Origin of the sequence: Robiginitalea aurantiaca (genome assembly GCF_030380815.1) — a bacterium.
Classification (GTDB): domain Bacteria; phylum Bacteroidota; class Bacteroidia; order Flavobacteriales; family Flavobacteriaceae; genus Robiginitalea; species Robiginitalea aurantiaca.
The window spans coordinates 1-25,525 of the sequence record NZ_JAUDUY010000012.1 but is presented as its reverse complement, the minus strand read 5'-3'; the positions used below and the strand labels follow the sequence as shown (position 1 = coordinate 25,525).

General features: G+C 47.8%; 17 protein-coding genes. 13 read left to right on the top strand and 4 right to left on the bottom strand.

Features of this window, described 5'->3' with window-relative positions:
* Positions 1 to 26: 26 nt before the first annotated feature.
* Together QU605_RS14240 and QU605_RS14235 are read right to left on the bottom strand one after the other, a co-directional pair.
* Positions 27 to 2,255 (bottom strand): NADP-dependent isocitrate dehydrogenase, encoded by a 2,229-nt coding sequence (locus tag QU605_RS14240; RefSeq protein WP_289725997.1) that lies wholly within the window; start codon positions 2,253 to 2,255, stop codon positions 27 to 29.
* A 600-nt stretch (positions 2,256 to 2,855) separates the two neighbouring features.
* Positions 2,856 to 4,139 carry a carboxypeptidase-like regulatory domain-containing protein gene (locus QU605_RS14235; RefSeq protein WP_289725996.1) on the bottom strand — a complete coding sequence of 428 codons (1,284 nt, stop codon included), beginning with the start codon at positions 4,137 to 4,139 and terminating at the stop codon, positions 2,856 to 2,858.
* 177 nt (positions 4,140 to 4,316) lie between these two features.
* Between QU605_RS14235 and QU605_RS14230 the strand changes: the two genes are divergently transcribed.
* The 4 genes from QU605_RS14230 to QU605_RS14215 all read left to right on the top strand — a co-directional run bounded on the left by QU605_RS14230 (position 4,317) and on the right by QU605_RS14215 (position 8,293).
* Positions 4,317 to 5,579, top strand: coding sequence for an aminotransferase class V-fold PLP-dependent enzyme (locus QU605_RS14230; protein WP_289725995.1), 1,263 nt, complete (start codon positions 4,317 to 4,319; stop codon positions 5,577 to 5,579).
* A 133-nt stretch (positions 5,580 to 5,712) separates the two neighbouring features.
* Entirely contained in the window at positions 5,713 to 6,207 is a 495-nt protein-coding gene (locus tag QU605_RS14225; protein ID WP_289725994.1) for a DoxX family membrane protein, read from the top strand.
* On the top strand, positions 6,204 to 7,838 hold the full coding sequence (locus QU605_RS14220; protein ID WP_289725993.1) for a Gfo/Idh/MocA family protein: 1,635 nt from the start codon (positions 6,204 to 6,206) through the stop codon (positions 7,836 to 7,838). The genes QU605_RS14225 and QU605_RS14220 overlap by 4 nt, the downstream gene beginning before the upstream one ends.
* Before the next feature lie 77 nt (positions 7,839 to 7,915).
* Entirely contained in the window at positions 7,916 to 8,293 is a 378-nt protein-coding gene (locus QU605_RS14215) for a PKD domain-containing protein (RefSeq protein ID WP_289725992.1), read from the top strand.
* A gap of 9 nt (positions 8,294 to 8,302) precedes the next feature.
* On the opposite strand, the gene QU605_RS14210 is transcribed toward QU605_RS14215, so the two are convergent.
* Entirely contained in the window at positions 8,303 to 10,768 is a 2,466-nt protein-coding gene (locus QU605_RS14210) for a M14 family metallopeptidase (protein WP_289725991.1), read from the bottom strand.
* A 141-nt stretch (positions 10,769 to 10,909) separates the two neighbouring features.
* On the opposite strand from QU605_RS14210, the gene bshC reads away from it, so the two are divergent.
* Together bshC and QU605_RS14200 are read left to right on the top strand one after the other, a co-directional pair.
* Complete coding sequence (gene bshC / locus QU605_RS14205) at positions 10,910 to 12,511, top strand: bacillithiol biosynthesis cysteine-adding enzyme BshC (RefSeq protein ID WP_289725990.1); 1,602 nt, start codon at positions 10,910 to 10,912, stop codon at positions 12,509 to 12,511.
* Positions 12,512 to 12,569: 58 nt separating this feature from the next.
* Complete coding sequence (locus tag QU605_RS14200; protein ID WP_289725989.1) at positions 12,570 to 13,943, top strand: pyridoxal phosphate-dependent decarboxylase family protein; 1,374 nt, start codon at positions 12,570 to 12,572, stop codon at positions 13,941 to 13,943.
* Here the strand turns inward: QU605_RS14200 and QU605_RS14195 are convergent.
* Positions 13,932 to 14,480 carry a pyridoxamine 5'-phosphate oxidase family protein gene (locus QU605_RS14195; RefSeq protein ID WP_289725988.1) on the bottom strand — a complete coding sequence of 183 codons (549 nt, stop codon included), beginning with the start codon at positions 14,478 to 14,480 and terminating at the stop codon, positions 13,932 to 13,934. The genes QU605_RS14200 and QU605_RS14195 overlap by 12 nt on opposite strands.
* A 566-nt stretch (positions 14,481 to 15,046) precedes the next feature.
* Here QU605_RS14195 and guaA point away from each other — a divergent pair.
* The 7 genes from guaA to QU605_RS14160 form a co-directional block, all read left to right on the top strand.
* Positions 15,047 to 16,576 carry a glutamine-hydrolyzing GMP synthase gene (gene guaA, locus QU605_RS14190; RefSeq protein WP_289725987.1) on the top strand — a complete coding sequence of 510 codons (1,530 nt, stop codon included), beginning with the start codon at positions 15,047 to 15,049 and terminating at the stop codon, positions 16,574 to 16,576.
* 2 nt (positions 16,577 to 16,578) lie between these two features.
* A complete protein-coding gene (locus QU605_RS14185; protein WP_289725986.1) occupies positions 16,579 to 18,723 on the top strand; it encodes a PBP1 and LysM peptidoglycan-binding domain-containing protein in 2,145 nt (714 codons plus the stop codon).
* On the top strand, positions 18,720 to 19,124 hold the full coding sequence (locus QU605_RS14180; protein WP_289725985.1) for an OsmC family protein: 405 nt from the start codon (positions 18,720 to 18,722) through the stop codon (positions 19,122 to 19,124). Before QU605_RS14185 ends, QU605_RS14180 begins: the two co-directional genes overlap by 4 nt.
* Positions 19,125 to 19,132: 8 nt before the next feature.
* Positions 19,133 to 19,651, top strand: coding sequence for a DUF922 domain-containing protein (locus tag QU605_RS14175; protein ID WP_289725984.1), 519 nt, complete (start codon positions 19,133 to 19,135; stop codon positions 19,649 to 19,651).
* Positions 19,652 to 19,779: 128 nt separating this feature from the next.
* Positions 19,780 to 21,417, top strand: a complete 1,638-nt coding sequence (pyrG, locus tag QU605_RS14170; protein ID WP_289725983.1) for a CTP synthase — start codon at positions 19,780 to 19,782, stop codon at positions 21,415 to 21,417.
* 82 nt (positions 21,418 to 21,499) lie between these two features.
* Complete coding sequence (yidC, locus tag QU605_RS14165; protein ID WP_289725982.1) at positions 21,500 to 23,362, top strand: membrane protein insertase YidC; 1,863 nt, start codon at positions 21,500 to 21,502, stop codon at positions 23,360 to 23,362.
* A gap of 625 nt (positions 23,363 to 23,987) precedes the next feature.
* Positions 23,988 to 25,525, top strand: a 1,538-nt coding sequence (locus QU605_RS14160; protein ID WP_289725981.1) for a DUF11 domain-containing protein, incomplete at its 3' end; no start/stop codon positions are given.

Sequence of the window (25,525 nt, the reverse complement as noted above, 5' to 3'; positions counted from 1 at the left end):
GTATTACCAATGCCTTCCCTATGGCTTCAGGATTGCAGGAGGCGCTCTATGATGGTGTTTAGGGCAGGGCTGGGGCGCATGGCGGCCTCCTTTTTCTCGGGGTGTGGCAGAAAGTAACCTCCGATATCCTGGGGTCTTCCCTGAGCGTCCAGTAGTTCATTGACAATGGTATCGGTGTCCCTTGTCAGCTCCTGGGCCGTCTGCTGAAAATACCTCTTTAGGACCTCATCTTCGTTCTGTGCTGCCAGGGCCTGAGCCCAATAGAGCGCAAGGAAAAAATGACTTCCACGGGTATCTAATTCCCCGACTTTTCGGGAGGGAGATTTGTTCTCCTCCAGAAATTTTTCCGTTGCCAGATCCAGGGTTTCTGAAAGAATCCCTGCCCGGGTATTTTTATACTTCCGGCTGCAGTGGTCCAGAGATACTGCCAATGCCATAAACTCCCCAAGGGAATCCCACCTCAGATGTCCCTCTTCAACAAACTGTTCCACGTGTTTAGGTGCTGATCCTCCTGCACCGGTTTCAAAGAGACCGCCCCCATTCATCAGGGGTACGATGGAAAGCATTTTGGCGCTCGTTCCCACTTCCAGGATGGGGAAAAGGTCTGTGAGGTAGTCTCTTAAGACATTGCCTGTAACGGAAATGGTGTCTTTTCCTTCCCGGATACGCTCTAGTGTATACCAGGCAGCTTTTTCAGGGGAAAGGATCCGGATATCCAGGCGTTCTCGTGTGGATTCAGGTAAATAGGCGTCTACTTTTTTAATCAGTTCCCTGTCGTGGGCCCTTTCTGAGTCGAGCCAGAAGACAGCTGGAGTTCCTGATTCCTCAACACGGCGTACCGCAAGTTCAACCCAGTTCTGTACGGCTGCATCGGTTACGGTACACATCCTCCAGATATCCCCCTGCTTCACATTGTGTTCCAGAAGGATTTCCCCTGAAGTATTGTCGATTACCTGAACAATGCCCTCCGCTTTAATTTCAAAGGTCTTGTCATGGGATCCGTATTCTTCGGCCTTCTGAGCCATAAGTCCCACATTGGGGACAGATCCCATGGTTTTGGGGTCCAGGGCTCCGTATTGCTTGCAAAAATTAATTGTTGCGTCGTAAATGCCCGCATAACTGCTATCGGGTATAACCGCCAGTGTATCCTGAGGATTCCCCTCAGAATCCCACATTTGGCCGGAATTCCGGATCATGGCAGGCATAGAAGCATCGATAATGATATCGCTGGGAACGTGCAGGTTGGTGATCCCCTTATCCGAGTTTACCATGGCCAGAGAAGGCCCCTGCTCCATTGTTTGGGATAGGGTATTGCGAATGGCAAGCGCCTCAGCTTCCGGCAAACCCTGAAGTGCTTCCAGGAGGCTTTCCAGGCCTTCGTTTGCATTTACCCCTAATTTATCGAGGGTCGGACCATAGGTTTCAAAAAGGGTCTTGAAATAGGTTTGTAAAACGTGGCCAAAGATAATGGGGTCCGAAACCTTCATCATCGTGGCTTTCAGGTGCACGGAGAAAAGTATTCCCTCGGCCCTGGCCGCGGATATTTGATCGGCCAGGAAATCGATCAGGGCTTCTTTTTCCATTAAACTGGCATCGATAATCGCTCCTTTGGACACCTCCACTTCAGCTTTCAGGACTTTATGTTCTCCTGATGGATTACGCCATTCAATGCGAAGATTCCTGTTCTCGCCCAGGGTAACAGATTTTTCATTGGACTTGAAATCCCCCCCAGACATGGTGGCAACGCGACTTCTGCTATCTGCCGTCCAGGCCCCCATGGAGTGCGGATGCTTGCGCGCATAACTCTTAACCGGTTTCGGGGCCCTCCTGTCGGAATTGCCCTCCCTCAGGACAGGGTTTACAGCACTGCCCTTAACCCGATCGTACCGGGCTCTGATGTCTTTTTCTTTGTCTGTTCGGGGGTCATCCGGATATTCCGGGAGGGGGAAACCCTTCTCCTGTAATTCAGAAATGGCCTCTTTTAACTGGGGAATAGAAGCGCTAATGTTTGGCAATTTAATGATATTGGCGTCTGGTTCCTTCGCAAGCTTTCCAAGAAACTCCAGGTCATTTACAACCCTTTGATTTTCACTCAGGAACTCCGGGAAAACGGCTAATATCCTTCCGGCCAGAGAGATATCCCGGGCCTCCATTTCAATGCCGGCAGGTTTGGTGAAAGCTTTTATGATGGGTAGGAAGGAAGCAGTGGCCAGTGCAGGGGCTTCATCAGTTTGAGTATAGCGTATTGTCGGCATTTGAAATTTCCAGTTTAGGCGAGCAAATATACAATTTATGCCGGTGAGATCAAGTCATGGCGGGGAATCCGGTAGTATGTGGCATGTAAAAAAATGAAAGCCACATCTTTGTAACAAGTACAATGATATGGCTTTCTTGAAATAATCTTTTAATTGGACGTTCTGCCGAAGCCGAACAAATCAAAAGCTTATAACGGCGTTTGAAATGAATAGGAAACCTTTTAAAAAGGGATACTTCTCCAAATCTTCTTATTGCTTAGTTCTTTCATCTTACACAGCAAACCTGAATTTGTCACGTAACGCAAAAGTCCCCATCTGTAGTGGCGGACAACCGCCCACCGCTTCAGACTCGTTGAAATAACCAAAGGAGTATTGCTACCCATTCAATTTTCCAACTAATCAATAATACAAAGAACGCTAACTCTGTAGTGCTTTTTCAGAAATTCCAAGGACTGAAATTCCCTACTCAATCACATTTCTAAAGTAAATGTATCCTTCGCGATTTCCAAATCCTCTCAGGAGAAGTAATTCACACGTTATTCACTCAGGATATTAACAATTGTTTATAAACCAGTGAGATACGTCGACACATAAAAGTGATCAATCACTTTTTCGCTCTTCCCTACGAATCTGCCTTTGTATCTTTTTAATGGCCGATTCTATAGACTTGTCGGGTTCAATAATGTTATAGGCACCCCAGAACTCGGGATCCGAAAATCCCTTGGCAGCATCACTGAGAATTATACTGGAGCGAATCCGCTCATTCGATTTTGGTAATTTACCCCCGATGTTTTTTTCCCAGTCGGTAACTGCCATTTCACACGTAAGGCTGTAAACTGAATTAAATAACCTTTTGTCCCATTCAATTTTGAACTCCAGGATGGCATTGCTATACCCATAGTACCACCTGCCTTCTTTTTCCCGGTAATCCACCCGGTAGGATACTTTGGTGGGGTAAACATTTGCATTGGCCGGTTTTTTTCGGACAAACATCCGACTGGCCAGCTCCCGGTCCGTAATGTTGAGTGAAAAAATGGCACTGGTAAGAATTTTTCGCTCGGCGTCGATATAGAGTTTACCCGTATAGAGGGGTTCAATGATTTCTTCCTTTTGTTTAAAGGCAATAACAAAAATCAGTCTGTCATTTATGCGGGTATTCCGTTCAAAAGTGAAATTGTAATCCTCGAAATAGTCGGATGAAAAAATGTAGTCCGGATACTTCATCAAATCTACATACAGGGCGTTGTAAGGGCCTCCCTGTAATTTTAAAGCAACCGTGTCGAGTTTTGAATAGTCCGTGCTCTTACGTGCTTTGTACAGTTCTGCAATGTCGTGGCGCGCACTGTTGTAGGGGGCTTTATGTACAGTTACCACTGCCTCGGAAAGGGAAACATTCTGACGTCGCCTTTTAATGGTCTCACGATAAAAAGCCGTCATCTCAAGCGGGTCCTGCATATAGTTGATTCCCCGGTTCCCAAAAGTCTCGTGGACGAGCGTACGGGCGTCTCTGGGTACAACCACATCCACAGCCTGAAGGGGAGTGACCGAAACATCCAGTAAAATCTCCGTCCCACTTTCGCTGAACTGGCTCAGGGGGATTACCCGAGATTTATACCCCAGAAAGGAAACCTGAACGGTCCCATCAACCAGATTTTCCGGAATTTTCAAAAGGAAGGCCCCATCGGCATTTGAAACCGTACTGATATTCTGGTCCTGGAGGGTAAGGGTCGCAAATACGAGAACTTCCCGCGAATCGGAGTCCCTGATGACGCCCTGGTAGGACCGAAACCCTGAATCAGCTGACGCAGCCGTTTGCTGGCCGCTTGAAACCGTCGTTCCCAAAAGGAAAAACAAAATCAAAAAAATACCTGAATACTGAATCATAGCAAATCCATTTGCCAGAATGCGGACCCGGTAAACCCGTGGTTTGAGCACCCTGGTTTTAAGTTCGAAGATACGGCATTTACGAATGATTTAAAAGCATGTCCGAAGGGGGGGTATTCAGTACTTCGCTTTTATTTTCCGGGGTTTTAGTATCTTCAGAGGGCTAAAAACCTGAATGTGAAAAAACGAGATTTTATTAAAAACCTGGGATTTGCCGCGCTTGCAACTCCTTTGTTTGGCGCGGGTATGAACCCAGCAGGGGAGTCGCATTTGGCACCGTATCCCCAGGATCGGGGTGAAGACTTCTGGGCAAGGATACGCAAAGACTATAGCCTGAAGCCGGAGTACATCAACCTGGAAAACGGCTATTACAACATTATTCCGAACCCAACCTTGAATGCTTTTATGGCGCATGTCAGGGAAGTCAATTACCAGGGGTCCTATTATATGCGGACGGTGCAATGGGAGAATAAAAAGCGGATAACCGATCGCCTTGCAGGGCTGCTTAACACTACGGGCGAGAATTTAATCATCACCCGTAACACCACGGAATCCCTCGATATGATCATTGGAGGGTATCCCTGGAAAGATGGAGACGAGGCTGTATTTGCCCTTCAGGATTACGGGGCCATGCGAGATCATTTTAAACAGATATCCGAACGTTTTGGGGTTGTTTGTCGTGAGGTTTCGGTCCCAAACCATCCGGAAACCGATGAGGAAATTGTGTCCCTTTACGAGGGGCAGATCAATTCGAAGACCCGAATGCTCATGATTTGCCATATGATCAATATTACCGGCCAGATTCTTCCGGTCCGGAAAATTTGCGATATGGCGCATCGCCATGGGGTGGAAGTCCTGGTCGATGGTGCTCACTGTATTGGTCATATTCCGGTAGATCTGCCTGCATTGGGATGCGATTACTACGGATCGAGCCTCCATAAATGGTTAAGCACGCCTCTCGGGGCGGGAATGCTCTATGTTCAGAGCGCGCATATCGGGAAAATCTGGCCTTTGCTTGCAGAGCATCAAAGGGAACCCACGGATATCGGTCGGCTCAACCATACCGGGACGCATCCGGTGCATACGGATCTTGCCATAGCGGATGCCATGGATTACCTGGAGCAGATAGGGCTGGAAGCAAAAACAGAACGCCTGCGGTTTCTGCAACGGTATTGGAGTGACCGGCTGAGGCAGGTTGAAAACGTCGTGATTAACACGCCCCAGGCGCCGGAGCGGAGTTGTGGCATCGCCAATGCCGGCATTTCCCATATACAACCAGCAGAGCTGGCCAAAGTACTCCTGGATGAATTTGGAATATTTACGGTGGCCATTGATTATGCTAATGTAAAGGGCTGCAGAATTACCCCTAACGTCTACACTACCACGGACGAACTCGACCATTTTGTAGATGCGATGACCATTCTTGCCGGGCGCACCTGATCTTTTTTTCAATTGGGGTGAATGCTGATATTCGTCATAAAATGTACAACGGGGTTTCCGTAATTTCATGCCCTGTAGGCAATTTCATTCGGTCTGTAAGGCCGCACTTAATCTAAGAATCAAATATTTTTCTATGTCCTTATCCTTTAATCCGCAGGGGAGTTCCTGGAGCATTGCCCTGCTTCGCATTCTTATCGGCTGGCATTTCCTCTATGAGGGAATTGTAAAATTGTACAATCCGGACTGGACCAGTTTTGGGTATCTCGCAACAGCCCAGGGCCCCTTAAAACCTGTGTTTCAGGCCATGACATCTGAGGCTGTTCTGCCCTGGATCGATACGATGAACTGGGCTGCCCTGGTCTTCGTGGGAATTACCCTCATCCTGGGGGTCTTTGAAAAGGCAGGAGCCCTTGTGGGAGCTGGTCTGCTCTTACTCTATTACCTGGCGCATCCATCCTGGCCTGGAATGGCTCAGGTGAACACCGAAGGCAGTTACTGGATCGTCAATAAAAATTTGATAGAAGCTGTAGCTTGTCTGGTGCTTTTTTATCATCCAACCGGTTCCCTTTTCGGGCTTCCGCGTATTCTGTCAAAAAATAAAACAACTACTAAAACCGAATTGTCATGAGCTGGACACGAAGAGAAGCTTTATTGGGACTGGGGAGTATTCCAATTTTAGGAACGGTATGGTGGGCAGGAGCCTCCGGGACCGTCGGGAAGAAACGGGAGCGCGAAACGATCCTGGAACAACTCAATATTCAACCTTCACTTCCTAATGCGGTACCGGCCATTGGCGGGAAGCCGGTGCGGGTGGGGATTATCGGTTTTGGCATCAGAGGGGAACAACTCTGCAGGTCGCTGGGCTATGCTACAGATGAATGGATAGCAGCCATGGAGGAGGCTGCCGCCGAAGCGAAAAAAGCCGGCCAACCCTTTACAGCATTGGAGGATTTTCGAAATCAGGAGCCCTTAAATGTTCAAATTACGGGGGTTTGTGACGTTTTCGATATCCGTGCCGAAAAGGCTATGCGATCCTTTGGGACAGAAGATCAGCCGGTCAAAAGGTACCGCACCTACAAGGAGATGATCCAAAGTGGGGAGGTAGAAGCTGTAGTTATCGCAACTCCGGATCACTGGCATGCTCCCATGTCCATAGAAGCCCTAAAGAACAATGTCCACGTCTACGTCGAAAAGCCCATGACGCATAATTTAAAGGAAACCTATGCGCTGAAGGAAGCTGCTCAGAATTCTAAAGCTGCTTTTCAGGTTGGGCATCAGCACAGGCAAACCCTGAGCTTTAAGACTGCCCGGGATATTGTGGAAAAGGAAATCCTGGGTCATGTTTCGCTCATTACCACCAACACAAACCGCAATGACGACAATGGAGCCTGGAATTATGACATTGTCCCTCAGGCCAATGCCCAGACCATCGATTGGGAACAGTTCCTGGGAAGTGCGCCGGAAATTCCGTTCAATAAGAATCATTTCTTCAGGTGGCGAAAATGGTGGGCATACGGGTCCGGATTATCCGGAGATTTGCTTACACATGACTACGACCGCCTGAATTGCGTGTTGAAAATGGGTATTCCCAAATCCGTAATGGCTTCTGGAGGAATATACACACACAGGGACGGACGCAATGTTCCCGATGTCCTTCAGGCCAATATGGAATTTCCCGAATTCAGTACAGGCAGTACACAGAAAAAAGGCAAGGAAAAAGGGATGACCTTTACCTATAGTGCCTCTCTTGGAAATGGCTTTAACCGTCCCACCATGCTCATGGGCCATGACGCATCCATGGAACTTGGCAACCGTCTGACCATATGGCCCGATGGAGGTTCCACACGATATGCTGAAATGCTGGAGGCGGGTAAAATGTCCCCTCAGAGTCCTATTTATAGTTACAATCCAGCCGCTTCTGCACTGGATGGGGTCTCTTCTGCAACCTCTCAGTATTTTGCAGACAAAGGACTGATGTGGACCTATGTAGACGGGAAACGCGTGGACTCCACTTTTCTGCACATGCGGGAATGGCTCAGTGTTATTCGAAATGGAGGAACGCTCAGTTGCGGAATTCAGGAAGGGTTCGATGAGGCCATTGCAGCACATATGACGGGCCTCTCCTGGAAACTGGGAAGGCGAATCGAATGGGACAGGGAGGGCCAGCAGGTCATTCCGATTGAAGGAGTTGATCTGGATGCCGTCCTTTTGGAGAGTCCCCCCGGGGTGGGCCGCCTGGAAGCCGATGTGGTCGCCTGATAATCCTGAACACAGGATTGCACTCTGTGTATTAAGGTATTATGAGTACTTTTGCCATCTCGATTAAAGAGTAGCCTATGATATCGCAAAGTGTAATGCGCTCATTTCTAAGTACTTGTTTAGCAGGTCTGACCCTGTTTGTATTTCTGGTGTCCTGTAGTGGAGATGATGACACCCCACAGGAAATTAATTGCGAACAGGAGGCAGCACGCGTCCAGATTGAAGATGACAATGACCTGGGTGGCATGACCGTACAGTTCGAAGTTCAATACTCAGGGGATTTGCCGATCGCATCCGTGAATTGGGATTTTGGAGATGGGACTAAGGGCAGTGGAAATTCCGTATCCCACCTGTATGTCAATTCCGGAACGTATTCTGTACAGGCTCTCGTCGTCTTAAACCTCGGGGGTGCCGAGTGTATTGCAGACCCCGAAACTACGGTAACCATTCAATAAGGACCAGAATCAATCCGCCATAAACACGGCATTGGCAAAGAATAATTTACCATTTTCCCAAAACCCTCTGAATAAGGGGTTGTCTGCCATATAAACAACCTGTCCGCTTCCGTGATATTCCATGGCGAAAACAAGGCTGTTGGGAAGATTCTGAATCGCCTTACTTCCCGCGAAACCAGCAACAGGTATAGGGGATTCCCCCAATGCTGCAACAGTGCCGCTTCCCGGGAGGGTATAGTTATTACTCCCCAATTTCAGTGTGTAATAGGATTTACCGTATCCAAAAGCCAGGGGATGTGTGGGGTCAACCTCGGTTTTGAAAATCGCCCCCGTTATTTCATCCCGGATCCGTTCCCGACTCGTCCCGGCAAAGTCCGGGGCCTTTTCGAGCTCCAAATCCGTTTCTTCGGCCTCTTTGCGTTTTATAGAAAATCCATCCTCACCTCCGAGATGGCCCAAAGCGCTACCCATGGCAACCAGCCTGCCCCCAGAGGCTACCCAGTCTTTAAGTTTGCCCTTCCGGGTTTCGTTTAAGAAATTTGAATATCCCCATCCTCCTGGAAGAACCAGGACATCGTATTTTCCGAGGTCAATCCTGTCAAAATAATCGGCGTCCAGAACCGAAATCGGATAGTAGAGTTGTTGTTCGAAAAAATGCCATACTTCTCCGAATCTCAATGTAGAGGTAGGCTCTCCGGAAAGTACCGCGACTTTAGGAGCAGGGATCATGCCGACATATCCGGACCCGAAATCCTTACCGGAATCCACTAACCCCGTACTGGCCGGAGTCAGGGGCTTGCGATGTTTTTCAACAAGGGTTTGCAGCAGTGATTCAAAGTCGGGAACGTTTTTGTTGTCAGCCCTGGTAATAATAAGGCTTCCGCCAGCCCAGTTTTGGCCGTTCAGTTCAAACGGGCGTTCCGATCTGCGGACCCTGATGCCCTTTTGGAGTAGATCGGAAAGAAAGCGCGCATCTTTCATACTATTCCAGTCACCCAGATGCGCAAAGGCACCCTTCTGAATCGCTAAATTTTCCGCGTCCCAGGGTGCACTCTGTGAGGAATTAACCCGGGCCAGGGATTCGCTTGCCACAGCATCCATACCGTACGCATAAGGCAGGGACCAGGCGGTAATATCATAGGTGAGTGAATCGCTCAGAACGGCATTGGGTTCAAATAGCACCTTGACCATGGTACCCTTTTTCTGATTTGTTGAAACCACCATACTCCCGGGGGTCGTTTTAAGATTTATACTTTCTCCCGTACCAAAGGCAGTTCCACGTACAGAGGATCCATCTGCCCATCCATATGAAATTTGGTGTTTGTCAAGTAAATCCGCTAGGGCCTGTTGTTTATCTGCATCCCCATTGAGAATGTAGGAGTTGTATTTAAAATCTTTGCCGCTCTTGTAGAAGGTCCGGAATTCTTCATTCAATTCTCCCGCATTCTGAGAGGCAACCTCAACGGTGCTCAGGCCTGTGGTCAGGTGGTGGGCAATCCGGTCCTTAAGGGTTAAGGTATCACCGTTGTCGACTACCACCCCAAGACCAGCCCGGCCACTGCCACCCTGCTCATAGGTCATCCCGATCGCACCATTATAGGTGGGATAGGTATCCCCGTAGCTCGGATAAAAGAGATCGAATACTTCCCGGGTAAAATAAAACCAGCCGTTTTGATCGAAATACCGGGCGTGATTCTTCCCGATTTTCACCTGAAAATCACGTTGAAAGTCCGTAATGACTTCGTGATAAGGTTCCGCAGCAGGTGCAAAATAATAAGGACTATTCATGCCTTGTTCATGAAAATCCACATGGATATGCGGTATCCACTGGTTAAACTGTTTCAGGCGCTGTTGGCTTTCCACCTGAGTAAGCCAGGCCCAGTCGCGGTTCAGGTCGAACATGTAGTGGTTGCTTCTTCCCGACCACCAGCCTTCGCGGTGTTCCTTGCTATCGGCGTCCACCTGATACGGGTTGTTCTTATACTGATAATACCAGTTCACATAACGGTCCCTGCCATCCGGATTGATGCACGGGTCGATGATGACCACAGTGTTTTCTAGATAGTCTTTTTTACTGGTCAGCAATTCATAAATGGTTTGCATGGAGGCCTCAGTGCTCACACTTTCGTTTCCGTGAACGTTATAGCTGAGCCAGACGACAGCTATTTCGGAACTTCCAGCCCCTTCCGTACTTTGAAGATGTTCTTTTCTCACCTCATCCAGTTTAGCCATGTTTTCAGCACTTGAAATCATAGCCAGCATCAGGGGTCTTCGTTCATTGGTATAGCCGTAAGGCTGCAGCTGTACCTGCTGTGGGAGTGTGTTACTTACATACTGAAAATACGATACTACTTCGTGATGTCGGGTAAACTTTGAGCCGAGCTCGTACCCGAGGTATTCAGAAGGGGATTTGAGGTCCTGAGCAACCGCTTGATTCAGGATCAAAAAAACAAATAGGGCAGAAAAAATTCGCATAGGGTTTGTATCAAGTTGCCAAATCTAAGGAATAAGTCCTGTTTTACCATCTTTTTTGGCAGGAAGCAGTTGATGTTTCTTAACGTATTTTTAGGAATTCATCCCTGTGGGAATTTTATCTTTGACTATTGAATAAAAACTATGCAATCCCAGGGAATTCCGTTTCAGGATACCGGTTTCTTTTCGAATCTTATTGAGGATTATCTCGACCAGCGGGACGATTTGCAACCCTTTTACGGGAGATTTCCTTCCCTGAATGCCTTTAAAGCTCAAATAGAGGAAAAGCAGTCGAATTTCCCAAAGGAGCACCGGGCTGTTGTCTCTGAAGTGCTTTCAGAACAATATTCAGGACTACAGGCTTCGGTTAAGACCCTTGGGCATATAAAGGCGCTGCAGGACCAAAAAACGTTTACTGTTGTAACGGGTCACCAACTCAACCTGTTTACGGGCCCCTTGTATTTTGTCTATAAAATTCTTTCCGCGGTAAAACTTGCCCAACAGCTAAAGGAAGCCTATCCCGATTGTCATTTTGTGCCCGTGTACTGGATGGCTTCGGAGGATCATGATTTTGAGGAAATCAACCATTTTAATTTCAGGGGTAAAGAAGTTCGGTGGAACCGGGGAGCTTCAGGAGGCGTGGGGCGATTGGATTTGGAAGGCCTGCAAGCCGTATTCGAAACATTTTCAGCAGATCTGGGCCCTGGGAAACGGTCGGATACCCTGAGAAACATGTTTCAGAGCGCCTATTTAGAGCATTCAAACCTCGCTTCGGCTACCCAATACCTGGCTAATGAACTCTTCGGACACCTCGGGCTTGTTGTGCTCGATGCGGATGATGCGCGACTGAAAAGGCTTTTTACACCGCATATTGAAAATGACCTTTTTAAGAACCTGGGGTATACCACGGTAGGCAAGAGTATTGAAAAACTCAATGCGCTCCCCGGGAATTATCGCATTCAGGTCAGCCCCAGGGAAATAAACTTCTTTTACCTGATTGAAGGACTTCGAAACAGATTGGTTGCCGAGGGGGATGGCTTTAGCGTGGTAGACTCGAAAATCAGGTTTTCGGAAACTGAACTAAGGGAGGAACTCCGGGATCACCCCGAGCGTTTTTCACCCAATGTGACTACCAGACCCCTTTATCAGGAAGTCATTCTTCCCAATCTATGCTACATAGGTGGCGGAGGTGAACTGGCCTACTGGCTGGAACTCAAAGGGTTTTTTGAGGCCTCGGATGTGCCTTTTCCGTTATTGTTACTCAGGAATTCTGCCTTGCTCATGAGCCGGAAGCAAGGGCAGAAGCTTCAGAAATTAAACCTGACAACAGCCGACCTGTTCCTCGATCCGGACCGTCTTGTTGAAAAAAGAGTTCGGGAGATCTCAGAACTGTCCATTGATTTCAGCCCTCAGAAAGAACATCTGATAAAGCAATTCAAAGGGCTCTATGACATCGCGTCGAAAACGGACAAATCTTTCCTGGGAGCTGTACAGGCTCAGGAAGTCAAACAACTAAAAGGTCTTGAACGCCTTGAAAAGAGGCTGCTGAAGGCTCAAAAGCGCAAGCTAAACGATGAGGTGTCCCGAGTTAGGGACCTGCAGGATGCCCTGTTTCCAGGGGGTAGCCTTCAGGAGCGCAGTCGAAATTTTTCGGAGTTTTATCTCGATTTCGGACCGGAGCTGTTCCAGGACCTCCTCGAGGCTTTTCAGCCTTTAGATCAGGAGTTTTCGGTCTTCATTTTTTGATCAGGTGTTTCTCTAGCCCCTGAAGCCTATATTTGCATTCAGCTTAACCTTTTACAACATGCATACCTTAGATATCGATACCGTCGAGATGACCCTTGACGTGATGAAATACGCCATCAGCAGGATTACCAACAGCGCGCCCGACCTCGGTCAGCCCAAAAAGGAATCTGAACTCCACGCATTGGCGGGAGAAACCATCACCCCCGAAGGGATTGGTGGAGAAAAGGCCTTCGAGATCTTCCGGGATGTCCTTGTGAAAGCCACGGTACCTATCGATCACCCGCGACATTTGGCATTTGTGCCCGCTGCACCAACACGCGCAGCTATTCTCTTTGATTTGATAACCTCGGCTTCCTCCATACACGGGGCATACTGGATGGAAGGAGCAGGAGGGATCTATTGTGAGAACAGGGCCATGGATTGGCTTGTTTCCCTCACAGGCATGCCAAAAGGAGCCTTTGGGGTGTTTACCAGCGGAGGTACGGCAGCTAATCTCTCTGCAATGGTTACAGCCAGGGAGGCCTGTCGGAAAAAGAAGGAAGCCAATGGTGAAAAAGGGATGATACTGACCTCAAGTGGAGCCCATAGTTCCATTAAGGCGATGGCAAAGGTCATCGACGCAGATGTGCACCTTGTCCAAACCGAAGATCGTATGAGTGGCGCCCAGTTAGAAAGCGCACTGTATGCACTGCCCCCGGAAGACCGGAGAAGGGTTTTTGCTGTAGTGGCCACCGGAGGGACGACCAATGCCGGGATTATTGACGATTTGGAGGGGGTTGCCAGGGTTTGCAAACAGGAAGGGCTTTGGTTCCATGTGGATGCAGCATATGGGGGAGGGGCCCTTGCTGCGGATTCTGTTCGTCACCTCTTCAAGGGGATTGAATCGGCGGACAGCGTTACGATTGATCCTCACAAATGGTTGTTCAGTCCCTATGACTGTGGGGCTGTGCTATACAGGGATCCTGAACAGGCCAGGGAAGCGCATCAACAGGATGGCTCCTATCTCGATATCTTCAGGGATGAAGGAGCGCGAGGTTTTAATCCTTCAGATTATCAAATCCAGCTTACCCGTCGCCTCAGGGGGATGCCACTTTGGTTTTCGCTTGCGACTCATGGTACCGATAAATATAAGTGGGCGGTGGAAAGGGGTATTACCCTGGCCAGGGAATCCGGAGAAATGATACGCAATAATCCGGATCTCGAACTCGTACGTGAGCCCAGTCTTTCCTGTGTGTTGTTTCGCCGCAAGGGTTGGGAGCCGGAGGACTACACCAGGTGGACCTACGAAAACCACAAGGCGGGTCTCGCACTGGTCGCCCCTACAAAGTGGCCTTCAGGAGGAGGGTTTGAAACCGTACTGCGTTTTTGTTTTATTAATCCGGATACTTCCGAGTCGGATGTACAGTGTATTTTGGATACGCTAAGGGACTAAATAGTCACTCTTCCAGGTTCCTTCGCGTTTTGAAAATCGGATGCGAAGGTGGCGGGGCCGCTTAAGTTGGAGCATCTCAATCTTAAAGGGGAGGATATAAATAACCGAAAAATAGGGGTCGTCATTCAGGTATTCGACCTTATCAGGATCTACAATCTCTGTGCCCGGTGCCGTCGTGGTGAGGTAATCCAATTTAGAATTCCCTTCGACCTCCTCCCAGTACCTCTGTAGTACCGTTTCATCTGATTCCCGTATCGCAAGCCCCTCAAGGCGAAGCTGAAGTAGTTTGGCCGGATGATAGAACAGCATGCTCACTTTGTTGTTTTCCTTGATGTGCATTATTTTCTTGGAACGCGAATCGGTATAGAAAGTGAGTTTCATTTTCTCGGGGTCGAATTCCCGGATTCGAACGGTCCTGAGTCGGGGAAGGTTTCCAAGGCCCAGGGTTGCAAGCGTACCAAACCTGAATGGATGCAAAGGGTCGGATAACCCCGCCTCGAGTTCCCTGGTGATCTCTTTCCATTTCTGCTCCTGCATCGCCCTGTACTTTCCCTTAAAGTTACGAAAAAAATAATGTTTATCCAGCGTTTTTACGCCTTACTTTTTGGTGTTATGAGCAGTACCTGAAGGGGTGTTATGGCACCTTGGAGACCGCGGCCAATGTTGGAGGCGCCAACTGTTTTCAGGGCGGGAATTTCCCGGCATGGGGGAGGGGAGTATTCAGGTGTGAAAACAGCTGTAAAATCAAGTAAAACCAAGGTAAAAAGCGTTAAAAAGCAATTTGTAGGAAAAGAATTAAAAGATTGAAAACCAATATATAAAAATACATTATATCAAGTAAAAGTACACAAATGTACTGATCGTGAATTATTTTGGAAAATTTAGGTTTTTAAATAAAATATTGTCAGTACCCGGGGTGTAAAGCGTCTTTTTTTTTTGAGTCCATTTTGGATGACATAAAAGCAGAAATAATTGACGTTTATATCCATTTTTACTTCCGGTTTTTTGCGTTATGGAAGAGCGCCTATTTCTTTTTTCACAAACTGGGGATAAGTATTGATAATCGGACTCGCATCAGTTCGTCCATTTTACTATTTTTGGCCATGCAAAATAACGTCCTGATTCTTGATTTTGGATCGCAATACACCCAACTAATCGCCCGAAGGGTTCGCGAACTGAATATTTTTTGTGAAATCAAACCGTATAATGCCTTACCGGCAGATCTTTCACAGTACAAGGCTGTAATCCTTTCGGGTTCACCTTTCTCTGTGCGCTCTGAAGATGCCCCGCATCCGGACCTGAGTCAAATCCGGGGCCATAAGCCGATTCTGGCCGTCTGTTACGGGGCGCAGTATATCGCCCATTTCAGCGGAGGTAATGTAGCGCCTTCGAACACCAGGGAGTATGGAAGGGCTAAACTCGCCCACATCGCTCCCGATCCATTTTTTAAAGGGGTCCCCGAGAATACCCAGGTTTGGATGAGCCATAGTGATACGATCAAAACCCTTCCGGCTCATGCAGAATTGCTCGCCAGTACACACGATGTGGCAAATGCTGCGTTTAAAATTCAGGAGGAGGACATCTACGGCATCCAGTTTCACCCAGAAGTGTACCATACAAAGGAAGGCAAGCGTATCCTCGAAAATTTTCTGGTCACCATAGCAGGATTAGAGCAAACATGGACTCCGGATGCTTTTGCCGAAACTACAGTGGCCGAACTGCGTGAGAAAATTGGAAATGATAAAGTGATATTAGGTTTATCCGGAGGGGTGGATTCAACAGTTGCCGCCGTCCTTTTGCATCAGGCTATCGGAAAGCACCTGCATTGTATTTTCGTAAACAATGGATTGCTGCGAAAAAATGAGTTTCAAGAAGTGCTTGATCAGTACGAGCATATGGGCTTGAATGTCAAGGGAGTGGATGCTTCTAAATTGTTTCTGGATGCCCTTAAGGGCGAGGCCGATCCCGAAAAGAAAAGAAAAATTATCGGTCGTATTTTTATTGATGTTTTTGATGACGAAGCGCATAAGGTAGAGGATGCAAAGTGGCTGGGGCAGGGTACCATTTACCCGGATGTCATTGAATCTGTGTCTGCCACAGGGGGGCCTTCGGCTACCATAAAAAGTCATCACAATGTAGGCGGGTTACCGGATTACATGAAACTCAAGGTGGTGGAACCCCTTAAAATGTTATTCAAAGATGAGGTGAGGCGTGTGGGGGCGAGCCTGGGAATCCCCGATGAACGTCTCGGAAGGCATCCTTTTCCGGGGCCTGGTCTGGCGATTCGTATCCTGGGGGACATTACTCCGGAAAAGGTCGAGATCCTTCAGGAGGTAGATCACGTATTTATTAAAGGACTCGTGGATTGGGGACTCTATGACCAGATTTGGCAGGCCGGTGCAATCCTCCTGCCCGTACAAAGCGTAGGGGTGATGGGGGATGAGCGCACTTATGAAAAATGCGTAGCTTTACGGGCTGTGGAAAGTACGGATGGAATGACTGCAGATTGGGTGCATTTGCCCTATGAATTCATGCAGAAGATTTCAAATGATATAATAAATAAAGTACCTGGAGTTAACAGGGTAGTGTACGACATTAGTTCGAAACCCCCGGCCACTATTGAATGGGAATAATTATGAGGTTTGCACAGCATTGGATCTTATTGGGAATTCTGCTCCTGGCCTTTGGATGCAAAGCAAAGGCACAGCAGTTCAGAACACATGCCGTAAAACAGGGAGAGACCCTGGAATCTGTGGCTCAGCAATATCAGGTGAGCACTCAGGAAATCCTGCGATTCAACAAGGAGCTCACACCTGATACGGCCCTGAGGCCGAATACGATCATCGTTATCCCGAGCTCCGGGGCACAGCCTGTTGCATCTGGTCAGCAGCAGACCCGTGTTACGGATACCACAGAAATTGACAAACCCATTGGTTTTCAATCGCATCGGGTGCGCAGGAAGGAAACCCTGTACAGCATTTCGCGTCGATACGAGGTCTCTGAAGACCGGTTAAAACGCTATAACCCCGACCTGTATTCGGGATCGCTTCAAAAAGGAATGATGCTGCGAATTCCCAGGTATGCCCCGGGTACTTCACCAGATCCGGAAGCAGGCGAAATCGAATTAATCTCGTACAAAGTGCAGCCGCGCGAAACCAGGTGGAGTATCGCCCATAAATTCAAAATTACCGTGGACAGCCTTGTCAAGCTCAATCCTGAACTCCCGGACAACACGAGTTACCTGGCGGCGGGACAAGAGCTTAAGCTTCCAAAACCGGCAGGAAGCGATATTATGGAAGAAGCTGCCATCCTCTACACTTCCTTTACCGTCCCACCAAAGCAGACCCTGTATAGCCTGAGTCAGGAATACGGTATTTCAAGAGAAGAAATTCTGCGGCTCAACCCCGAAATCGTCGAGCAGGGGGGGCTTAAGGAAGGGATGGTACTTCGGCTGCCTGAGAAACAGCCCGAATCACTACCTGAAAGTGAGTATGTGTTTTACGAAGTACGCCCAAAACAGACGCAGTATTCCCTCACCCGACAACTCGGGATTGGATATGCGGATTTATTGAATGCCAACCCCGAAATTGCCTCGGGCCTTAAAGCGGGCATGGTACTCCAGATCCCCAGGGATAAGGCAATGAATCTTGAGGTAAAAAATGACCTTGTATTACCGCCTTTTAGCCTTAAGGACAGCATAAATACGGAAAACATCCCCAGAGTTCTGGTATTGCTCCCTTTTCGTTTGGATCGACTGGATTTAGACGATGATGAAGGAACTCAGAAGCGCATTGAGCAAAACAATGCCCTCCAATACAGTCTGGGCCTCTATTCAGGGTTTTTGGTTGCCCTGGATTCTATTGCTGAATTGGGAGTTTCAGTAGATGTGAAAACCCTGGATACCGAGCTCAGTACGGAGCATGTCCAAAATCTGATGCTTCGGGAAGACCTTGGAGCTTACAGTGCAATTCTGGGGCCACTGTCCCAGGAGTCCATCAAAGAAGTCGCTTCGAAGGCATCGGAACTCAACGTACCGGTAGTGGCTCCGCTGCCCATAGGACAGGAGATCCCCATGGAGAATCTGTTTTATTCCTTTACCCCTGAAGCCCGTCTGCGAACACACATGCTCGATTTTGTCAAAGAGCAGGTCAATGATGAAAAAATACTGATCATTTCCGATCAGAAGAATCAGGATGCCGAAATGCAGATCCTCGAAACGTTTCCTGCAGCCACGCTGGTTGAACTCAGGGAGGAAGAGGAAAACATCTCTCTGGATCTGGAGGTACTCGTAAGCCAGTTGTCACAGGAAGCCGAAAACTGGATTTTTGTGGAAACCGATGACTTTAAAATCGCCTCAAGTGTGAGTTCAATTTTGAATTCCGCAAATTCCGATACCACCCAGATCAGGATGTTGACCACCCACAGGAACAAAGCCTTTGAAAACGACGTGATCTCAGTACCCCATTTGTCTAAACTGAAATTTACTTTTCCCTCGGTGACACGTGAGAGCACTACGGCTGCTTTTGCCAGGAGGTATCGCCGGCGTTTTAGCGGGGAACCGGACAGGTATGCGGTTCGCGGGTTTGACCTGGGCATGGATATGTTGCTGCGTCTCGCCTACGACCTTGACCTGTTTAAGGTCGCCGATCAGATAGGGGAGGTTACCTATACCGGAAATAAATTCAATTATTGGAAGGGTTGGCAGACCGGGTACTACAACACGGCGTCTTACATCCTGATGTATGAAGACCTTCAAATAAAAGAGCTTAAAGATCCATGACGTCAAAAGTAGAATACAAAGGAAATTTGCGCACGACCTGTACACACCTCAAATCTGGTGACCAGTTCAATACGGATGCCCCCGTGGACAACCACGGACTCGGGGAGGCTTTCAGTCCTACCGATACTGTTGCCACAGGTCTTGCCAGCTGCATGCTAACGATGATGGGAATACGTTATGGGGATATGCAACCACCTTTGGACGGGGCCTACGGAGAGGTGACCAAACATATGGCTGCCGATCCCAGAAGGATATCCCGTATCGATGTCAATTTGTATCTGCCTGCCGGAGTTTCTGAAAAAAACCAGAAACTTCTTGAGAAAACCGCCCGGACCTGTCCGGTCTGGTTTAGTCTGCACGAAGCCATCCAGAAGGAAATCCGGTTCTTTTGGACCCTCTGAAAATACTCTTGCGAAGTTTACTCCTCTTCGCCCTTGCACTTCAGGCCCAGCAGGAAGATGTGGCCTTTGGCTGGGAATCCGGTGAACAATTAACATGGGAGGATTTCAAAGCTGCACCCCCTACTGATAAAACTATTGCCGCAACTACCGCAAGCGGGCTTAGTTATTCCTTTAAGACCCGGGGAGGCCCCGGGGAGTACAGGCTGGACTATGAGGTTATCGCCTATTTCTATCCGGAGAAATCCTGGTATCATCCGGAGCTCTGCGATGCCATGGTCCTCAAGCACGAACAGCTACATTTTGACATCTCTGAAATTTTTGCACGCAAAATGCGAAAAATACTTTCGGAAAGAACTTTCAAGGGAAATGTACGCGCGGAGATCAGATCCATTTTTTCAGAGATTAACAAGGAACTCTCTGCCTATCAGGACCGGTATGATCTGGAGACAGATTTTTCCAGAAATCGGGAAGGGCAGCTTCGATGGAATAAGAAGATTGCCGAAAAGCTCGAGCGGACATCTCAATAAGGGTTTTTAGGGAATTACCAGGGATCCTCCTGATATTTTCGCTGATGACCTCGTGAAAAAGCGACGATACCCTGCCTGAATTCCTTTGGTTATTTGTACCTTTGAACCCCGTAACAAACCTTGCAAACATGCCTGCTACCAAGTACATTTTCGTTACGGGAGGTGTTACCTCATCACTCGGGAAAGGAATTATCGCTGCCTCTCTGGCTAAACTACTTCAAGCCAGGGGTTATCGAACTACAATTCAAAAACTGGATCCGTATATAAACGTAGATCCCGGAACCCTCAACCCATACGAACACGGAGAGTGCTACGTCACCGATGACGGGGCGGAAACAGATCTCGATCTTGGGCATTATGAACGTTTTTTAAACGTCCGAACCTCACAGGCGAATAATGTAACTACCGGTCGCATCTATCAAAGTGTCATTGAAAAGGAGCGTCGCGGGGAGTTTCTTGGTAAAACCGTACAGGTAGTACCTCATATCACCAACGAGATCAAGGAGCGCATTCAGCTGCTGGGTAACAGTGGGGAGTACGATATGGTCATTACCGAAATAGGCGGAACCGTGGGTGACATCGAATCCCTTCCCTATATCGAGGCAGTACGCCAGCTTTTGTGGGAATTGGGAGATAATAATGGTCTGGTGATCCACCTGACTTTAGTGCCGTATTTGTCCGCCGCTGCTGAACTTAAAACCAAACCGACCCAACACTCCGTTAAAACACTCATGGAAAGCGGGATAAAGGCAGATATCCTGGTTTGCCGCACTGAGCACGAAATTTCTGAGGAGATCAAGCAGAAACTGGCGCTCTTTTGCAATGTCAAGAAGGAGGCTGTGATTCAATCCATTGATGCGAAGACCATTTATGATGTGCCTGTCCTCATGCAGCAGGAAGGATTGGACACCGTGGCTCTGGAAAAACTCAAATTACCACTTCAGCCCGAACCCGACCTTACCGCATGGCTGGGATTTTTGGAGCGGCTCAACAACCCAAAAAGCGAAGTGAATATCGGTTTGATCGGGAAATATGTGGAGCTGCAGGATTCCTATAAGAGTATACAGGAATCCCTGATTCATGCCGGTGCTGCCAACGAGGTCAAAGTCAATGTAGTATCGATACATTCCGAGCACATCAGTGTCAATAACCTCGAGACCAAAATGAAGGGGCTGGATGGTATTCTGGTTGCCCCTGGATTTGGCGAACGGGGAATCGAGGGTAAAATAAAGGCGGTTCAGTATGCCCGTGAAAACAAAATACCCTTTTTAGGCATTTGCCTCGGCATGCAAATGGCCGTAATCGAATTTGCAAGGAACGTCCTGGGTTATGAGGACGCCAATTCAACCGAGATGAACCCGAAGACCAAACATCCGGTAATCGACCTTATGGAAGCTCAGAAGACGATTGTAAACATGGGAGGTACAATGCGACTGGGGGCCTGGGATTGCGAACTTACTGAAGGTACCCTTGCCTATGAGGTCTATGGGAATGCCCCGACGATTTCTGAGCGGCACCGGCACCGGTACGAATTTAACAATGAGTACAAGGCGGCCCTTGAAGGTGCAGGTCTGATTACCTCCGGGATCAACGCCGAAACGGGTCTTGTTGAGATTATTGAAGTGGGAGGCCATCCCTGGTTTATCGGGGTTCAGTACCACCCGGAGTACAAAAGTACGGTAGGGAGCCCACACCCGCTTTTTGTAGGTTTTGTCGGTGCAGTCCTTCAATTTAAAAAGGAAAGAAGCAATGCCAGTATGGCATAAACTCCGCAAATGGGCCTATATTTGCACCTGCTTTTTACCAAAAATGCCGGAATGACCGGGTAAAAAGCCAAACAAGAGATTCATGGAAGAAAAAAAACTGGACCCGAATTCCATTATTGGTTTCCTTTTGATTTTTGGGATTCTGCTATTCTGGTTCTATACAAACCAGCCTACCCCGGAAGAACTGGAAGCACAAAAGCAAGCACAGGCCACGGAACAAGTGGAGGAGCCGGCCGAAGCACTCCCTGAGACCCCAAAGCCAATAACGCCTGTTCAGCAACCGGTTACCTACGCCAACGACTCTCTGGCACAACAGGCCTATGCAAGTCAGGTAGGGGCCTTTGCCTATACCCAGGTAAAAGACGGTGAAACCCTTCTGGAAAATGAACTACTCACCCTTAAGATATCCAATCGGGGTGGTCAGGTTGTGGAAGCGGTGATGAAGAATTTTGTTACCTACGATTCTGTACCCGTATATCTTGTGAAGGACGGGAATGCACTTTTCAATCTGCAGCTGGCAACAAGTGATAACCGTCTGCTGCAGACCAGGGACTTGTATTTTGAACCGGAACTCTTAGAGGAAGGAGCGAACAAGGTTTTGAGTATGAAGGCAAAAACGGGTCCCGATCAGTACCTCGAATACCGGTATACGATCAAACCTGACGAGTACCTTCTTGATTTTCAGATACGGACAGTTGGCCTGAGCGGAGTCCTGAACGCCGCCCAGCCCGCGCTCATCGACTGGCAATTGAGGGGGATACGCCACAACAAAAGCGTGATGTACGGGAACCGGTATACCCGTTTGACCTACCGGCATGAGGGGGATCAGATCAGTAAGTTGTCTGAAAGCAGTGATGATGAGGAGACCGAAGTTGATGTGAGGTGGTTGTCTTTCCGGCAGCACTTTTTCAGCACGATCCTCGCAGCCGATGAACCTTTTGCTTCCGCTGACCTGACGTCAAAGAATCTTGTGGAAGAGGAAAGTAAGGAGGTACAGTTTACAAAGGAATTCGGGGCTCAGATGCCCCTGGACATCTCAGGCGGGGATTTCACTAAAAACCTGCACTGGTATTACGGCCCGACGGATATTGATGTCCTGGAGCAATACGAGGATTTGGCCCTGGCTGATTCCATACCCTACGGATGGGGGATCTTTGGCTGGATCAACCGGTATTTGTTTACGCCATTCTTCAGCTTTTTGAGTTCCTTTTTACCCTATGGGATTGCGATTGTCCTGATGACCATCGTTGTGCGTATTGTACTGTCTCCTGTGACTTACAAGTCGTATTTGTCCCAGGCAAAGATGAAAGTCCTCAAACCAGAGATCACCGAGATCAACGAGAAGTATAAGGACAATGCCATGAAACGGCAACAGGATACCATGAAGCTCTACAATAAGGCAGGCGTGAGTCCATTGAGCGGGTGTGTCCCGGCTTTGTTGCAATTGCCTGTTTTCTATGCGCTTTTTATGTTTTTCCCGACGAGTTTTTCACTGCGCCAGAAATCCTTCCTTTGGGCAGACGACCTCTCATCCTATGACACTGTGGCTCAATTACCATTCGCCATTCCGTTCTATGGAGATCATATCAGTCTGTTCCCAATTTTGGCTTCCATCGCCATATTTTTCTATATGATGATGACCACGGGGCAAACCATGCAGACCCAGCAACCCGGGATGCCGAACATGAAGTTTATCATGTACCTGTCGCCCCTGATGATGTTGTTCTTCTTCAACAATTACGCCAGTGGCCTTAGTTTGTATTATTTTGTCTCCAACCTGATTACCATAGGGATTATGCTGGTCATCAAGAACGTCATCCTTGATGAGGACAAAATTCACGCCCAGATTCAGGAGCAAAAGAAGAAACCCCGGAAGGAAAACCGGTTCCAGCGGAAAATGCGTGAAGTGATGGAGCAGGCGGAGACTCAGAAAAAGAAAAAGTAGTCGTCCCAGGCGAATGTTATAATAGAATAAAAAAGGCCCCGAATCGGGGCCTTCCGTTTTCAGATAAGTGGGGGTCTTAAAAGATTTGGGTTGATAAAAGATGCTCTTTTTCTTCTATCAAAAAAGTGATCACGGTTAGAGGTCTGGAGAAAGTCAGTGAATAAATAAGAGCCTTGTAGGTAAAGTATTACATAATATATTTTGTGCTAGTGTGTTGGGTGTAAGAACTGTGCATTTCATCGATGAACTATGATTTATAGCGACTTCCCAGAGACTCGTTAATTTTGTTTAACGTATATTTAAGAAAATAAAAGAGAAAGAATACTGGCTTTTTAATTCTTCCCCCGTATACGTTTCAAAACTAGATTGCCAGAGTTCGTTCCGTTTATTCTACCAATTCTTACTTCCAGTCCTGCTTGTTATGGTTTTTAAGAACTCTTAAAAACCGGCCGTTTGCGTATGGAGCAGAATTACTTCTCTTCCTTTTTAACGATTCTCTTTTATCCTGCCCTGAAAGCGGGATGCAATCTTCGTATGTATTTCTGCCCGCACGGCCCGTGTCCGGACCCCTTCAGATAAATACCTATTCCTATTTTAAATACCCTACAACCTAAACCACATCCCAATGGAACATTATTACTCCACACTCCAACGAATCAGTAGCAGAAGCAGCCGAATACTCTTATTGGTTGTTGCTATTATGATCAGTTCGATTGTAACAGCCCAAACCATCACCACGGACAAAGTAGATTACTTTCCAGGTGATAAGGTAATTGCTACTGGAAAAGGTTGGGGTTCTTTTGAGGTGATCGACCTGAAACTAACGGAACATGTCTTTAATAACCTGGGGGAATCTGGGCTCCAGGATGTCGTTACCGCGGATGCCAGCGGCTCCTTTTCTACTGAAATATATACAGTCATAGAGGCCGACAGGGGCGCTTTTTTTCATTTACTGGCAACGGGAAGAGCAAGCCAACATCAAGCTACAATTACATTTAATGATGCTGGGGGGGATTATGGTATTGATTTCAGCGCTTATAATCCTGAATTATATAACAGGTATTTAAATGGTGAGGTTTTAGCACCTAACGGACGTGGAGATAGTCCTTTGGGTAATACGAGTCATGCCAGTACTTTGGAATCCCTTCAACCGGCCAATCTGGGCTTGGGTCAGATTGTGGCCTTCGAATATTTTGTGCGGGCGGATGCTGCTGGGGCCTGTGCTAATGATATTATATCAATTGGTGGAGAGTGGCAAACTGAGACTACCAATGGGGGTGCATTCGGATTTGACGGTAATTTAAAAGTTATTGGTGCTTTTGTAGATACAGGAGCCGATGCCAGTTTAATAGATAATGGCACACCTGCTTCTGTTTCAAGCTTTTCATCAAACTTAACAGGTAATACTATAGAAAGTACCATTGAAGTCAGTGGTATGGATCCCGGGGATGAGATCATTGTAGAAGTTTGGTTGGTTCTTCAGAGTAGTGTCCCCCAAAATGTAGGCGGCAACGTGAAAACGCGATTGGGAGATGCCGCTGCCATCGGAAGTTGTGAAGCTGGCAAAATTAATACTGGTAATCAGGAAGTCCCACTACTCCAGGTTGGTGACTTCTTTTCAGCAGATGTAGATGTTTCGGTGACTAAATCGGATGATGTAGACCCTATCGATCAGGGAGGAACACTGACCTATACCATTACAACGAGCAATGCAGGCCCCTCTGTGGCAAATTCTGTGGTGATCACCGACACCCTTGATCCTAATGTGACTTTTGTATCGGCATCTGATGGGGGTACCGAAAATGCCGGTGTGGTAACATGGGATGTTGGTGCCCTGGCACCTGGCGAAACGGTGGTGTACACAATAACTGTGACGGTCAATAATGATGCGCCGAGTGATGATACGACAGTAACTCAGTGTGGGACTGGCGATATTGGAAATTTGGTAACTGTTGCTACAATTTCTGATGATACGGAGCCAGCCAATGATACGGATTGCGAATTAACTGATGTTAGCACTCCTGCTAATCCTGCTTTAACAGTAGATAAGGTGGTAGACCTTGAAGTTATCAGTGCCCCCGGCACGTTGAACTATACCATTACGGTAGTCAATACCGGAAATGTAGACTTGACCACGGTTATCTTGAGTGATGATCTGGCCGA

What these genes read in the sequence shown, in the direction of transcription:
- bshC (WP_289725990.1), top strand. Translation starts at nt 10,910, where the DNA reads ATGCAATCCCAGGGAATTCCGTTTCAGGATACCGGTTTCTTTTCGAAT.
- QU605_RS14235 (WP_289725996.1), bottom strand. Translation starts at nt 4,139, where the DNA reads ATGATTCAGTATTCAGGTATTTTTTTGATTTTGTTTTTCCTTTTGGGA.
- QU605_RS14240 (WP_289725997.1), bottom strand. Translation starts at nt 2,255, where the DNA reads ATGCCGACAATACGCTATACTCAAACTGATGAAGCCCCTGCACTGGCC.
- yidC (WP_289725982.1), top strand. Translation starts at nt 21,500, where the DNA reads ATGGAAGAAAAAAAACTGGACCCGAATTCCATTATTGGTTTCCTTTTG.
- QU605_RS14180 (WP_289725985.1), top strand. Translation starts at nt 18,720, where the DNA reads ATGACGTCAAAAGTAGAATACAAAGGAAATTTGCGCACGACCTGTACA.
- QU605_RS14185 (WP_289725986.1), top strand. Translation starts at nt 16,579, where the DNA reads ATGAGGTTTGCACAGCATTGGATCTTATTGGGAATTCTGCTCCTGGCC.
- QU605_RS14225 (WP_289725994.1), top strand. Translation starts at nt 5,713, where the DNA reads ATGTCCTTATCCTTTAATCCGCAGGGGAGTTCCTGGAGCATTGCCCTG.
- QU605_RS14215 (WP_289725992.1), top strand. Translation starts at nt 7,916, where the DNA reads ATGATATCGCAAAGTGTAATGCGCTCATTTCTAAGTACTTGTTTAGCA.
- QU605_RS14220 (WP_289725993.1), top strand. Translation starts at nt 6,204, where the DNA reads ATGAGCTGGACACGAAGAGAAGCTTTATTGGGACTGGGGAGTATTCCA.
- QU605_RS14210 (WP_289725991.1), bottom strand. Translation starts at nt 10,768, where the DNA reads ATGCGAATTTTTTCTGCCCTATTTGTTTTTTTGATCCTGAATCAAGCG.
- pyrG (WP_289725983.1), top strand. Translation starts at nt 19,780, where the DNA reads ATGCCTGCTACCAAGTACATTTTCGTTACGGGAGGTGTTACCTCATCA.
- guaA (WP_289725987.1), top strand. Translation starts at nt 15,047, where the DNA reads ATGCAAAATAACGTCCTGATTCTTGATTTTGGATCGCAATACACCCAA.
- QU605_RS14200 (WP_289725989.1), top strand. Translation starts at nt 12,570, where the DNA reads ATGCATACCTTAGATATCGATACCGTCGAGATGACCCTTGACGTGATG.
- QU605_RS14195 (WP_289725988.1), bottom strand. Translation starts at nt 14,480, where the DNA reads ATGCAGGAGCAGAAATGGAAAGAGATCACCAGGGAACTCGAGGCGGGG.